The sequence below is a fragment of the Rhodococcus sp. APC 3903 genome, from assembly GCF_030407755.1.
Taxonomy (GTDB): Bacteria; Actinomycetota; Actinomycetes; order Mycobacteriales; family Mycobacteriaceae; genus Rhodococcus_F; species Rhodococcus_F erythropolis.
In genome coordinates, this window is the sequence record NZ_JASDCV010000018.1 from 1 (window position 1) to 12,373 (window position 12,373).

The 12,373-nt window shown below is 60.4% G+C and carries 15 protein-coding genes and 1 pseudogene; 10 read left to right on the top strand and 6 right to left on the bottom strand.

The genetic code is table 11. The features are described 5' to 3' along the window. Positions 1-193: pseudogene (locus QMA15_RS23400) on the bottom strand (HNH endonuclease); the annotation flags it as partial. Between the two features lie 158 nt (positions 194-351). Here QMA15_RS23400 and QMA15_RS23405 point away from each other — a divergent pair. The 5 genes from QMA15_RS23405 (at position 352) to QMA15_RS23425 (ending at position 3,429) form a co-directional block, all read left to right on the top strand. After that, positions 352-855, top strand: a complete 504-nt coding sequence (locus QMA15_RS23405) for a MarR family transcriptional regulator (protein ID WP_020970654.1) — start codon at positions 352-354, stop codon at positions 853-855. 11 nt (positions 856-866) lie between these two features. Beyond that, positions 867-1,925, top strand: a complete 1,059-nt coding sequence (locus QMA15_RS23410) for an LLM class flavin-dependent oxidoreductase (RefSeq protein WP_021332078.1) — start codon at positions 867-869, stop codon at positions 1,923-1,925. An 8-nt stretch (positions 1,926-1,933) separates the two neighbouring features. After that, positions 1,934-2,500 (top strand): FMN reductase, encoded by a 567-nt coding sequence (gene msuE / locus QMA15_RS23415; RefSeq protein ID WP_019745144.1) that lies wholly within the window; start codon positions 1,934-1,936, stop codon positions 2,498-2,500. Beyond that, positions 2,497-3,024, top strand: coding sequence for a hemerythrin domain-containing protein (locus tag QMA15_RS23420; RefSeq protein ID WP_020908972.1), 528 nt, complete (start codon positions 2,497-2,499; stop codon positions 3,022-3,024). Before msuE ends, QMA15_RS23420 begins: the two co-directional genes overlap by 4 nt. Positions 3,025-3,096: 72 nt before the next feature. Then, positions 3,097-3,429, top strand: a complete 333-nt coding sequence (locus tag QMA15_RS23425) for a CD225/dispanin family protein (protein WP_003940071.1) — start codon at positions 3,097-3,099, stop codon at positions 3,427-3,429. A 47-nt stretch (positions 3,430-3,476) separates the two neighbouring features. Here the strand turns inward: QMA15_RS23425 and QMA15_RS23430 are convergent, their stop codons facing one another. Further along, on the bottom strand, positions 3,477-4,631 hold the full coding sequence (locus QMA15_RS23430) for a lipase family protein (RefSeq protein ID WP_290286794.1): 1,155 nt from the start codon (positions 4,629-4,631) through the stop codon (positions 3,477-3,479). Positions 4,632-4,669: 38 nt separating this feature from the next. Here QMA15_RS23430 and QMA15_RS23435 point away from each other — a divergent pair, with 38 nt between their 5' ends. The 3 genes from QMA15_RS23435 (at position 4,670) to QMA15_RS23445 (ending at position 7,718) form a co-directional block, all read left to right on the top strand. Beyond that, the gene (locus QMA15_RS23435; protein WP_020908975.1) at positions 4,670-5,128 is read left to right on the top strand and encodes a DUF5990 family protein; all 459 of its coding nucleotides are present in this window, start codon (positions 4,670-4,672) and stop codon (positions 5,126-5,128) included. Between the two features lie 75 nt (positions 5,129-5,203). After that, complete coding sequence (locus tag QMA15_RS23440) at positions 5,204-6,685, top strand: NAD(P)/FAD-dependent oxidoreductase (RefSeq protein WP_290286796.1); 1,482 nt, start codon at positions 5,204-5,206, stop codon at positions 6,683-6,685. A gap of 361 nt (positions 6,686-7,046) precedes the next feature. Then, on the top strand, positions 7,047-7,718 hold the full coding sequence (locus QMA15_RS23445; RefSeq protein WP_290286798.1) for an NAD(P)H-binding protein: 672 nt from the start codon (positions 7,047-7,049) through the stop codon (positions 7,716-7,718). Here QMA15_RS23445 and QMA15_RS23450 read toward each other — a convergent pair. Both QMA15_RS23450 and QMA15_RS23455 read right to left on the bottom strand, forming a co-directional pair. Then, entirely contained in the window at positions 7,696-8,466 is a 771-nt protein-coding gene (locus tag QMA15_RS23450; RefSeq protein WP_290286800.1) for an ABC transporter permease, read from the bottom strand. The two genes, QMA15_RS23445 and QMA15_RS23450, sit on opposite strands and share 23 nt — an antisense overlap. 50 nt (positions 8,467-8,516) lie before the next feature. Then, complete coding sequence (locus QMA15_RS23455; RefSeq protein ID WP_020908979.1) at positions 8,517-8,954, bottom strand: GtrA family protein; 438 nt, start codon at positions 8,952-8,954, stop codon at positions 8,517-8,519. 141 nt (positions 8,955-9,095) lie between these two features. Between QMA15_RS23455 and QMA15_RS23460 the strand changes: the two genes are divergently transcribed. Beyond that, complete coding sequence (locus tag QMA15_RS23460; protein ID WP_020970663.1) at positions 9,096-9,803, top strand: TetR/AcrR family transcriptional regulator; 708 nt, start codon at positions 9,096-9,098, stop codon at positions 9,801-9,803. 49 nt (positions 9,804-9,852) lie between these two features. Here QMA15_RS23460 and QMA15_RS23465 read toward each other — a convergent pair whose 3' ends face one another. Beyond that, complete coding sequence (locus tag QMA15_RS23465; RefSeq protein ID WP_003940566.1) at positions 9,853-11,349, bottom strand: MFS transporter; 1,497 nt, start codon at positions 11,347-11,349, stop codon at positions 9,853-9,855. A 99-nt stretch (positions 11,350-11,448) separates the two neighbouring features. On the opposite strand from QMA15_RS23465, the gene QMA15_RS23470 reads away from it, so the two are divergent. Continuing rightward, the gene (locus tag QMA15_RS23470) at positions 11,449-12,108 is read left to right on the top strand and encodes a TetR/AcrR family transcriptional regulator (RefSeq protein WP_019745154.1); all 660 of its coding nucleotides are present in this window, start codon (positions 11,449-11,451) and stop codon (positions 12,106-12,108) included. A 9-nt stretch (positions 12,109-12,117) separates the two neighbouring features. Here the strand turns inward: QMA15_RS23470 and QMA15_RS23475 are convergent, their stop codons facing one another. Further along, positions 12,118-12,321, bottom strand: a complete 204-nt coding sequence (locus tag QMA15_RS23475; protein WP_019745155.1) for a PspC domain-containing protein — start codon at positions 12,319-12,321, stop codon at positions 12,118-12,120. Between the last annotated feature and the right edge of the window lie 52 nt (positions 12,322-12,373).

The following is a 12,373-nucleotide window of genomic DNA, read 5'->3' on the forward strand; positions in this document are numbered from 1 at the left end:
GGCTGGCAATCACCTGATCATCCGGCCGCAACGACAACTCGTCCACCACCGCCACACGCACAGCCTCGAGACGAAGAATCTCCGCACTCGCCTCGATAGCAGCAGCACGCAACTCAGAAGCAGACAACTGCCACAGACGTCCGCGCAACCCCACCGCAGAACCCGACACCACATCCGACAACAAGACGCTCATTGAATCCCCCGATCCCCACCCCCAACAATACTCGAACACGTGTTCGAGTCAATACCTTGCTACCAGCACAAATGAGAGCGGGGAATAGTTCGATCGATCCAGGCGTATTATTTGAGTAAGCAATACTTGCGAGCGCAAATAAATGGAGGCTGTCACCGATGACTACCGATGAACGTCGACGTGGTTCCGTCTGGCGCGACCTAGTGGTCAGCCACAGCGTCATCCTCGGCAAGATGGAGGCGGACCTTCGAACCACCACCGGGCTCACCCTTGGCCAGTACGACGTTCTGCTCCGACTGCACGAAGCGCCGGGAAACACGATCCGAATGGGCGATCTGGCCGAACTGGTCCTGGTCACCACCAGTGGCGTGACGCGCGTCGTCGATCGATTGGTCGAGGCAGGACTGGCAGAGCGCGTTCGACCGGACAACGATCGACGCGTCGTGACGGTATCGATGACGCCTGCGGGCAAGAAGACGCTTCGAAAAGCGTCCGCCATACACACGCGAGGGATCGCCGAATACTTCTCCGATCTCATTGAAACCGAGGAGCTTCCGGTACTCGAACGCTTCTTCTCCCGACTTGCCGCACATCACACGAATCAAGGCGGCGCATGCGATGCGCACGTAGAACAACTTTCCATCACCCCCACGAACAGATAGCGAGAAACAACATGGCTTTCGAATTGGGCGTCTACCATTTCGGTGAACTCACCCCAGATCCCACTACCGGCGCGATGATGAATCCCGGTGTCCACCTTCGCCATTTGGTGGAGCAGGCAACCGTTGCCGATCAGGTTGGACTCGATGTCTTCGGTGTCGGCGAGCACCATCGCACCGACTTCGCAGTCTCAGCCCCTGCAGTTGTGCTCGCGGCAATGGCTCAGGCTACCGACAACATCAAGCTGTCCAGCGCCGTAACTGTACTCAGTTCCGACGATCCCGTCCGTGTGTTCCAACAGTTCGCGACAGTCGACCTGCTTTCCGAAGGCCGTGCCGAGATCATTGCCGGCCGAGGTTCGTACACGGAGTCATTTCCGCTTTTCGGGTACGACCTGTCCCAGTACAACGAACTCTTCGCCGAAAAGCTCGATCTACTACTGAAACTGCGCGACGAGAACCCGATCAACTGGGAAGGACAACTTCGCGCACCACTGATCGACGGTGACGTGACGCCCCGCCCGGACCGTCAGATTCCGGTGTGGATCGCAGTCGGAGGTACTCCGGCCTCTGTCGTCCGAGCCGCGAAACTGGGCCTGCCCCTCTCACTGGCCATCATCGGCGGAAGCTACCAACAGTTCGAACCGTTCGTCGATCTGTACCGCAGGGCTGCAGCGGAGTTCGGACACGATCCGAAGAAGCTGGCTGTCTCGATTGCTTCGCCAGGATTTGTCGATACCTCGAAGCAAACAGCACTCGACACGTCGTACCCGTACTTCCAGGCCGGGTGGATGCAGAATCATCATCAGCGGGGAAACGGAGTTCCCATGCCGCGCAGGGCATACGAAGCGCAGGCAACCACCGCGGGTGCGTTCTTCCTCGGCGGCCCGCAGGAAATCATCGACAAGACGATGGCGCAGTACGAACTGTTCCATCATGACCGCATCATGATCCAGATGGGGTTCGGCAACGTGCCACAGAAGGACATGCTGCGTGCGATCGAGATCCTCGGCACCGAAGTAGCCCCCGTTGTGCGTAAGGAAATCGAATCACTGAAATCGTCCCAAAAATAGGAGTTTCGATGAGCACACCGCTCAAAATTGTTGCCGTTGTCGGCAACCTCCAAAAACCCTCCAAGACTCGTGCCCTCGTCGACCTGATCGTCGAAACCTTGGGAGACTTCGAGCAGATCGACACACGAGTTTTCGAGATCGTGGATCTGATTCCAGGTCTTGCATCTGCTCTGGATCGCGATCACGTCGACTCAGTGACCGCCGAAGCGCTGGCAGCAGTCGAGTCCGCCGATATCGTCATCGCGGCGTCACCGGTGTTCCGCGGCTCGTACACGGGAATGTTCAAGCATTTCTTCGATCTCGTGGACCAGTACGCGCTTGCCAACACTCCGGTGATTCTTGCTGCGACAGGTGGCAGCGACCGCCACGCTCTCGTGTTGGACCATGCCCTGCGTCCACTGTTCGCTTTCTTCCAAGCGCTGACCGCTCCGGTCGGGATCTATCTCAGCTCAGGTGATTTCGACGGAACGACTATCCTCAACCCCGAGGTATTCGAGCGTATCGAGATGGCAGCAAAGGACGTCCTGCCGGTAGCGAGGATGCTCGCGGAGCGGGATCGAGTTGCGCTGACGTGAACGCCCCTCATTCGCACAACACGGCAACAGTTGCCGGTCTGAGGATGATCGAACAGCTACGTCAGGTTCACGAACCTCTACGAGCCGATATCGAGGTACTCGAGAACGCCCTGCAACAGTTGTCGGACGAAACCGCCGATCTGACTCGGATACCCGAAATGATCGACAATCTGACGATCGCGGATTTCGTCTGGCAACTACGGGTCAACTGCGACTTCTACTGCAACACGCTGACTCTGCACCACACCATCGAAGATCAACGTATGTTCCCGGTAATGACCAGGAACTTTCCCGAGTTGGCCCCTGCGGTCGAACGACTGCAGGCAGAACACAAGCTTGTCGGGGAGATCGTGTCGGAAGCCAAGCGTGCGTCACTCGCGCTGAGCACCGAATCCTCCACGGTCAATCGGGCACACGCCGCAATCTCCGAATTGGCGGATCATATGCAGTCGCACCTCGATTTCGAGGAGGCCACACTCTTTCCGTACTTCCGACGGATGGATCGCGACTGGCATTACGGCTGATCGTGCACACTCAGTGATTCTTCAGCGCCATCGCAGTAGCGTCGAAAGGGCCACCTCATGTCAGGAGCCCCCATGACCAACCCGGATCAACCCACCGTCCAGCAATCCGTTCCTCAGCATCCGATTCGACCGCCCGTCAATGCGGGTTGGGCAGTGGTCTCGCTGCTGTTCTTCTGGCCGCTCTCCTTCTCCGCTTTCACGCACGCCTTCAACGTGTATCCGCTGTGGGCCGACGGCGATGTGGCCGGGTCGCGGTACGCGTCCGATCGAGTGAAACGACTCGGTCAGATCTCGCTGTGGATCGCAGGCGGGCTACTACTCCTGGTCTGCATCCTGTACGCGATTGCGGCAATCGTGTGGTTCGCCAACGGTGGCCACGATTACGGGCCGCGACGTATGCGCTGAACAACCACCCTGAAACAACAACACCGCAACAACAACACCGCCGAACATCACCTCGTCAATCGATCGATGAACTCCATGGTCTGGTCCATCGAAGCGACCGTCGTTTGGCCGTGGCTGATTCCGCTGAGTTCTTGATACTCGAACTGCGTTCCTCGCGAACGCATGTCGACCAGTTGCGCCCAGGTAAGGGCGACAGGAACCGTTGTGTCCGACACGCTCTGCACCACACGCAGTGACCGGTCGTAGCCGTCGACCGGCACCTGCATCATCTCGCGAAACAGATCGTGGAAGCGTGGCGTCCACACCGACCGAGAAAACAACGAGCTCAACTGGATTCGTTCGGCGCGAATGTGGCGGCCGAGTTCTCCGGCGCACAGTGTCCGAGCCTTTTCCATCCACTCGATCCCCTGCAGCGAGAGAACATCCCGAATGTTCTCTTCGGGTCGTTGATCGTCGATCCCGGCCAGAACGTACAGCGCGTATCCCACCAACCCGGTGATGCCGATGTCGGGAAACAGCGGTCCGCCCAACGGAAACAAACCTTCCATATGGGTGGGGCCGGCAACAACGACCGAGCCGCGGAAATCCAATTCCGGTGCACGAGTGGTGGCCTCGTGTCCCGCGAAGTACGCCGCATGACCGCCTTCGGACAAACCCGCAACCATCCACCGCGGACTCAGCACACTGCCGTACAACTCGTGCGCAGCCCGCACGATGTCGACCGCATTCGCGCCGGCGGCATGTCCGTCGAGATAGGCCAGCACCCCGTCGGTACCAAGTCCCGAGTAGTCGGTAGCTACTACCGCGTATCCCTGTTCCAACCAGCGTTCGATCGGTTCGATCTCGCCCGGACCGAATCCGGTCGACGAGGGTGCACACTGATCCGCACTGCCCAAAGTTCCGTGGGCATAGGAGATGACGGGCCAACCGCCCGCCGGTGGGGCGCCTTCCGGCAGAAACACGGACCCTGACGACTCCCCCCATCTGCCAGCGGTACGCAGAGTGCGATACACGACCCGCTGCGTCTCACCGGCGCCGACCGGAAACACTGCGGCCGAGAGTTCGCCATAGGACTCCAGCGCGCCCGCGACTTCCGGTTCGTCCGTCGTCGCCGCGGCAGCCCCTGACCCCCACCCGAGACTCGACAACAGAATGCTCGCCACCACGGCCGCAACAAAGGTTCTACCCGAACGACTCACCACGCCAACCCCTCCCGACCTATGCAGAGCATGATGTCGATATGCAGATCATCATCACCGGTCACAGCCTGCCCGGACGTGAGTGTTCCGAAACCGCAACCTTCGAAGGGCGCAGCAACATCCACGTCGGCGTTCAGCGCCGAGGCAAGCCACACGAAATCCTCGACCTCGTACCAGGAGATACCGAGACAGTGCGCTGGGAACTGACAGCGAGCCAGGAGCGAAAGTCCGGTGCCTGGGACATTCTCGGTCCACACATCCAGGGTCCACCTCGCGGACGCTTCATCTACCTGTCCTGGGTGACGGTATCCGATGACCAGACGTTCGAGATGTTCCGGCGCGCAAAGCTGATGCTCGACGCGATCCCCGAGCACATCGTCGAGCAGGCCGACGCTTCCGGCGTGCTCCACGGAGACCTCGGGCTCACCGACGCCGCAGGTAAACCACTGTGCGCGGCAATCCGACCACCAACGATCACATGGTCCTCCTCGCCTTACTGAGCATCGTTCAGTAGTGTGGTGATCGAGCACTAACTCTGCCGGTGGCCCCACATAGTCGATACGGAGTCCGAACTGATGAGCACCGAACACCTCGATGTCCTGATCGTCGGCGCCGGCTTGTCCGGCATCGGTGCTGCTTATCGACTCCAGACCGAGCTCCCAGGAAAGTCGTACGCAATCCTCGAGGCCCGAGCGAACAGCGGCGGAACCTGGGACCTCTTCAAGTATCCCGGCATCCGATCGGATTCCGACATGTTCACGCTCGGCTACCCGTTTCGCCCGTGGACAGATGCCAAAGCAATCGCCGACGGTGATTCGATCCTGCGGTACGTGCGCGACACCGCGCGAGAGAACGGGATCGACAAGAAGATTCGGTACAACCGGAAGGTGACGGCCGCATCATGGTCGTCAGCGACCTCGACCTGGACAGTCACGGTCACGACCGGCGACGAAGACGAAACATTGACCTGTAACTTCCTCTATCTCTGCAGCGGGTACTACAGCTACGACGGCGGATACACCCCCGACTTCCCCGGACGTGAATCGTTTGCCGGTGAGGTAGTGCACCCCCAGTTCTGGCCCGAAGAACTCGATTACTCCGACAAGAAGGTCGTTGTGATCGGAAGCGGCGCCACCGCAGTCACTTTGGTCCCCACGATGTCACGGGACGCAAGCCACGTCACGATGCTCCAGCGATCACCGACGTACATTCTGGCGCTGCCGTCCAGCGACAAATTATCGGACACCATTCGCGCGGTACTGCCGAATCAACTCGCGCACAGCATCGCTCGATGGAAGAGCGTCGTAGTGAACCTGAGTTTCTACCAATTGTGCCGACGCAGTCCGGCGCGTGCAAAGAGGATGCTGAACCTCGCGATCAGTCGTCAACTCCCGAAAGACATCCCCCTCGATCCTCACTTCACACCCTCCTACGATCCCTGGGACCAGCGCTTGTGCGTCGTACCCGACGGCGATTTGTTCAAAGCCCTCCGATCCGGCAAGGCCTCGATCGAGACCGATCACATCGACACCTTCACCGAGACCGGGATCCTTCTCGCGTCAGGTCGCGAACTCGAAGCTGACATCATCGTCACTGCAACAGGATTGAAGATGGAGGCGTGCGGCGGGATGTCCATCGAAGTGGACGGCGAACTCGTCACCCTCGGTGATCGTTACGTCTACAAGGGCATGATGATCAGCGACGTACCGAACTTCGCGATGTGCGTCGGCTACACCAACGCCTCGTGGACTCTGCGAGCAGATCTCACGTCGATGTACGTGTGCCGACTGCTGACGGAGATGGACAAGCGCGACTATTCGAAGTGCGTGCCGCACGCGACCGAAGAAATGGACCAGCGGCCGATCCTGGATCTGGCGTCGGGGTATGTCATGCGTGCCGTGGAACAGTTCCCGAAGCAGGGATCGAAGTCACCGTGGAACATGCGTCAGAACTACATCCTTGACCGTCTTCACTCCACGTTCAGGAGCATCAACGACCACATGACGTTCTCGAAGGCACCAGCTCGACATTCGACGCCGGTACCGAGCAAGAGTTGAGCGGACCACGAACAACCAGGTAGAGCAGTCTGGCGAAGCCACCAATCGATCCGACGACAAAGAACACGCCAGAACCTGCGACCACGGCACAGAGCGCACCGAGAACGATGATCGTCGACGCCTCTACCATTCGACCGGCTGACTCCGATCCCAGAACGTGTATTTCATCAACTCCTTCGTTCATAAAACTATTTTCAGCCAACCGTCCAGCCGGTTTGTAGGGACTTTAGTCACGAGTCGGGTCAAAATGGACTCATAATTGCAGGTCAAGCGTTCAGTTGGCCACTCCGGTCGGATGAACTGCAGACCGTTCCGTAGTGTGCGCATCACAGAAAGTGGAACCAACGCCGGGGGGAACATCATGAAGGTCGTCGTTTTCGGGGCAACAGGAATGGTCGGCAACAGCGTCCTGAGGGAATGCCTCGACGATCCACGAATCGACGAAGTCGTGACCGTCGGCCGCAATCCGTCCGGTACAACTGCCCCGAAGATCGTCGACATCGTTCACCGCGACATGCTCGACTTCTCGGCGATCGAAGCCGATCTGACCGGCGCGGACGCCTGCTTCTTCTGCCTCGGTGTCTCCTCTGCCGGCATGAACGAAGCCGACTACACCCGCATCACGCATGACATCACGCTTGCCGCCGCCACGACACTGTCGGGTGTGAACCCTCAGGTGGTGTTCGTCTACGTGTCCGGCGAAAGCGCCGACTCCACCGAAACCAGCAAGACCATGTGGAAGCGAGTACGTGGCGCGACCGAGAATGCGCTACTCGCCCTCCCTCTCACGACCTACATCCTCCGGCCCGGATTCATCCGTCCGCGCCCGGGATCGCCGTCGAAGACGTGGTGGTACAAGGCCTTCTATCAAATCTCCGTGCCTCTCTACCCACTCTTGCGCAAGGTCTGGCCCAGCAGCGTGACCACCAGCGAAAACATCGGCAGGGCAATGATCACCCTCGCGGCAAACACGCCAGATCTTCCCGACCGCGTCCTTCGCAGCGACAAGATCAACGAACTCGCGCAGGCCTGACAGTCTTACCTCGAAAGACGAAGCCGCGGGCGACGAGTTCCAACGCCGCGGCGACCGAGCAGGTTTGCGCCAACAGCAGCCCTGCCAGCACAAGAATTTGCACGGCACCGGCTTGAACGGCCGAACCCGTCGCGAGCAAAACGCCGACAAAAGCGCCGGGCAATGTCACGAGGCCGACGGTGCGCGTCTGGTCGACTCCCGGTAGCAGGGCGTCGGAGGCTGCGGTGCGGGCTACTTCCCACCGTGCATCGCGCTGGGAAAATCCAAGGCTCAGTGCGGCTTCGACTTCCCCGTATCGATCATCGACGGCGTCGAGTCCGCGTTTGGCTGCCATCGATGTTGCAGTCATAGCGCCGCCCAGAACAATTCCGCCGATCGGCACCAGAGCGATGCCTTCCAGCGGAACCACTCCGGACAGCAGCATCAGTGGCAGAACCACACCGATTCCCGACGCCAAGGCGATGGTCAGCCACGCTCCGGACGTTCCTGCGCCGCAGCGTCGTGCAGCGGTGAACGACGCCGCAGCGAACATGCCGACAAGCACGAGGATCGCTGACCAGATGTGAGCCAAGGCAGCGGCGAGTATCAACGAAATCGCAGCCAACTGAAGAGCGCCACGAACGAGTGCGCCGGGGACTACCCGAACGCTACCGAGAGAGGTGAATCGGTAGACGAGCGTGGCGACAAGAGCCATGACGATGCAGAGCACAGCCAGACGGATGCCGGAGTCGGCTATCGAAAGGCTCATAGGTCACAGTGTTCCCTACGAGCCGAGTCCGATTCGAATTCGAGAACCGCTCAGAAAACCCAACCGCGAAGAGCGACGAATCGCAGGCCACCGACAATTCCACTCACTGCGATCACAAGCCCGGCTTGAAGAAGTCCGTCGGCGCCGGGGAGAAGGAAGCCGAGCGCACTGATAGCGGCCGAACTGGCGATCAACCCGACCAGAGCGAGTCCACCGCCTTCCCACTGTGCGGTGAACCAGTTGACGCGATCCGCGGCATGGAAGGTGAGCCGGCGATGCAGCTCGTTGGCCAGAATGGTGCTCAAGACTGCACCAACGGCGTTGGCGACCAGCGCTCCGTCACCGCGCAGCGCCAGAAAAGCGGCAAAGTACAAGATGTTGCTAGCTCCGCCGACGAGGGCAAAACGAACGAGCTGAGCAAAGGCGCCGTCGCCGGCAAGAGCGCGAAGCCTCGTTGCCGCGAAACCTGCACTCCGCGTACCCACCATCGAGATCGGATTGCTCCCGACCCAGATGTCAGACGTGCTCATATCGGCTTCTCTCATACGGACAATCGGAACCACACGTTCCGCTTAGTAATATAGCACTAACGGAATCGATCATTCCGCTTAGTGCCGTAGACTGTGAGGATGCCGACAACACACCCCGACGCTTCTCATGCGGGGACCTCGGCCGACTGCTCACAGCCGCGCCTTCGGTCCGACGCCAAGGCCAACCTCGAGCGCATCCTCAACTCCGCTCGCGAGGTGTTCGCTGCCCAAGGACTCGACGCCACGCTGGCGGACGTCGCCAAGCACGCCGGCGTCGGCGTCGGCACCGTCTATCGCCGGTTCGCCAGCAAGGACGAGCTGATCCAGGCCCTGTTCGACACACGGTGCTCCGAGATCGAAACGATTGCCGCCACCGCCCGGGAGATGCCAGACGCCTGGGAAGGTCTTGTCTACTTTCTCGACGTGATCTCCCTGCGCATGGCAGACAACCGCGGATTCGGCGATCTCCTGATGGACGGGCGCTTCGCGTCCGACACTTTCGCTCGCGCGCGCGCCGGGATCGCTCAGCACACCGCGGCACTTGTCAATCGTGCCAAGGAACAGGGCACCCTGCGGAGCGACTTCGAAGTTAACGACATTCCGCTTCTCATGCAGGTCGTCAAGATGGCCCAGAAGTTCGGCGGCGACGAGGCCCCTCAGGCTTACCGCCGCGCACTCGGGTTCATGATCGACGGACTCTGCGCGTCCCGCACCGGCCATCGCGAGTTGCCCGTCCCGGCGCTTTCCTCCGAACAACTCGATCACGTCCTTCATCGGTTTCAGGCATCGCCCGATAAGAACTGCTGACTCGATTTCGGGGTCGACGCCGCAATGGCGTCGACCCCGAAATTTGCTGTCAGTGGGCGATTACCGGTTCACCTTCCGGCGAATCCGGAAGCAGTCCACTCCGAAGAACCAGTCCGGTCAAGACCGCACCGACCGCGAATATGCCTGCGGCCCAATAGAACGTCGTGGTGTAACTCTCGACGGCAGCCTGTGCCTGGGTCAGCGGATTCATTTCGCGTCCCACCAGGTAGTTGGTGGAAGCCGAGGCTGCAATCGTGCTGAGCAGCGCGGTGCCGATCGAGCCGCCGACCTGCTGCATCGTGTTGACCGTGGCAGATGCGACGCCAGCATCTTCGTGGTGCACGCCTGAAGTTGCTCCCTGCATCGACGGGGCGAAAATGCTGCCCATGCCGAGTCCGGTGACAACGAGCCCCGGCAGAATGTGGACTGCATAGGTGCTGTCCACGGAAATCTGGGCCAGCAGCGTCATTCCGATCGCCGCGATGACCATTCCGCTCACGATCAGCACTCGCGGACCGACGCGCGGTAGCAAAACCGCTGTCGAAAGCGTTGCCGCTGTCACGATTCCGAACACCATCGGCATGAATGCGAGGCCGGTCATGATCGGGCTGTACCCGAGGATCAGCTGCATGTAGTACGTCAGGAACAGGAAGACTGCGAACATGCCTGCGCCGGAAAGGAAGATCGCCAGGTACGAGCCAGCCCGGATTCGGTCGAGGACCACCCGCAGCGGAAGGAGCGGGTGCTCGGACTTGGTCTGCCAGTAGATGAACGCCGCCATGAACACGACGCCGGCAACGAGCCACGAGATAGTGGGAGTTGCACTCCACCCGTCCGATTCGGCCTTCGAGAATCCGAAGACGATGCTGAACAAGCTGATCGACACCAGGATCGTTCCCGGGATGTCGAGCTTGGGTCGCGAGTCACTGGTGTGCGGCGCGAGCAACAGGACTGCTCCGACCAGGGCGATCGCCGCGAAGAAGAGATTCACGAAGAGGCACCAGCGCCAGTCGACCCACTCGGTGAGTGCGCCGCCGAGCAGCAGTCCGATGGCGCCACCACCGCCGGCAACGGCACCGAAGATACCGAAAGCCTTGGCACGCTCACCTGGATCCGTGAATGTCACGGACAGCAGCGACAGGGCTGCCGGGGCAAGGAGCGCACCGAATACGCCCTGGCCGGCACGAGCGGCAACAAGCATTTCGAAGTTGACGGCTGCGCCACCGATGGCGGAAGCCACGGCGAAGCCGATAAGCCCGACGATGAAAGTTCGCCTGCGCCCGAACAAGTCGCTCAATCGACCGCCGAGTAGCAGCAAGCTGCCGAACGCCAATGCGTATGCCGTGATGATCCACTGGCGGTCCGAATCACCGAACTCCAGTGAGCGCTGCGCAGCAGGCAGCGCGATGTTGACGATGGTGGCATCCAAGACCACCATCAGCTGCGCAATTCCCAGAACCGCGAGAACCAGCCACCGCTTTGCGTGGTTGTCCCCTGAAGGCGCTGAGGACTGCTCGAATTCAGTCCGTTCAGCAATGTCTGACATAGTCCCTCGCCCAACCTATGCGGAGATGGCTTCTCCGGTTAGCAAAAACGCTACACGAAAACGGAGAGGCTGTCTCCACTTGGCGGGTAGAGTGGGGACATGAGTACCGCAATGGAGCGCCCCCTTCGCGCCGATGCTGCACGTAATCGGCAGTTGATCATCGACGCCGCACGTGAATTGTTCGCCGAAGAAGGGATCGACGTCACACTCGACGACGTCGCCCGGCGCGCGGGTGTCGGCGTCGGAACGGTCTATCGGCGGTTCGCCAGCAAAGAAGAATTGATCGACGGAGTCTTCCAACAGAACTTCGCCGACATGGCGGCGGCCGCGGACGCGTCACTCGCCAATCCGGATCCGTGGGACGGCCTGGTCACCTTTGCCGAATTCGCCTGCAGCCGTATGTCGGTCAACCGCGGGCTCAAAGACGTCCTGAATGGAACCGACGAGGGATGCGAGCAAGTCGCATGCCAACGATCCATCATCGAACCGTCGGTCGAGAGGATCTTCTACCGGGCCCAGGAGGCCGGGATGCTGCGCCCCGACGCCGTACCGACGGACCTGTTCGGCCTCATCTTCATGGTGGGCGCAGTCACCGAATTTGCTCAGCCCGTCAACCCGACCGTGTGGCGTCGATACCTCTCGGTAATGCTCGACGGCCTACGCACGGAGGGCTTGCACCGTGACGCACTCCCCCTTCCTCCGCTGAGTTCGGAGGAATTGCACGAGGCCAAGCAATGCCTGAAAGACCGCCGCCGTTGAGCGGTTCGGTCAGATCTGCTCACGAGGAATGAAAATCCACATCACGATGTAGATCAGAAACTGCGGGCCGGGCAGCAGGCACGAGAGCACGAACAGCAAGCGGACAGTCGACGACTTCCAACCGAAGTATCGAGCGATTCCGGCGCACACCCCACCGAACATTGCTCCCGAGCGGGCGCGGGTGAGCTTGCGGGTCTTCATCGGGGAGGTCATGTGTTGTTTCCTTTCAACGGAACTCGCGGTTCATCCGCGTCGACCTCCACTA

Coding starts and splice junctions, on each gene's coding strand:
- QMA15_RS23405 (WP_020970654.1), top strand. CDS start 352: ATGACTACCGATGAACGTCGACGTGGTTCCGTCTGGCGCGACCTAGTG.
- QMA15_RS23410 (WP_021332078.1), top strand. CDS start 867: ATGGCTTTCGAATTGGGCGTCTACCATTTCGGTGAACTCACCCCAGAT.
- msuE (WP_019745144.1), top strand. CDS start 1,934: ATGAGCACACCGCTCAAAATTGTTGCCGTTGTCGGCAACCTCCAAAAA.
- QMA15_RS23425 (WP_003940071.1), top strand. CDS start 3,097: ATGACCAACCCGGATCAACCCACCGTCCAGCAATCCGTTCCTCAGCAT.
- QMA15_RS23435 (WP_020908975.1), top strand. CDS start 4,670: ATGCAGATCATCATCACCGGTCACAGCCTGCCCGGACGTGAGTGTTCC.
- QMA15_RS23440 (WP_290286796.1), top strand. CDS start 5,204: ATGAGCACCGAACACCTCGATGTCCTGATCGTCGGCGCCGGCTTGTCC.
- QMA15_RS23445 (WP_290286798.1), top strand. CDS start 7,047: ATGAAGGTCGTCGTTTTCGGGGCAACAGGAATGGTCGGCAACAGCGTC.
- QMA15_RS23450 (WP_290286800.1), bottom strand. CDS start 8,466: ATGAGCCTTTCGATAGCCGACTCCGGCATCCGTCTGGCTGTGCTCTGC.
- QMA15_RS23455 (WP_020908979.1), bottom strand. CDS start 8,954: ATGGTGGGTACGCGGAGTGCAGGTTTCGCGGCAACGAGGCTTCGCGCT.
- QMA15_RS23460 (WP_020970663.1), top strand. CDS start 9,096: ATGCCGACAACACACCCCGACGCTTCTCATGCGGGGACCTCGGCCGAC.
- QMA15_RS23465 (WP_003940566.1), bottom strand. CDS start 11,349: ATGTCAGACATTGCTGAACGGACTGAATTCGAGCAGTCCTCAGCGCCT.
- QMA15_RS23470 (WP_019745154.1), top strand. CDS start 11,449: ATGAGTACCGCAATGGAGCGCCCCCTTCGCGCCGATGCTGCACGTAAT.
- QMA15_RS23475 (WP_019745155.1), bottom strand. CDS start 12,321: ATGACCTCCCCGATGAAGACCCGCAAGCTCACCCGCGCCCGCTCGGGA.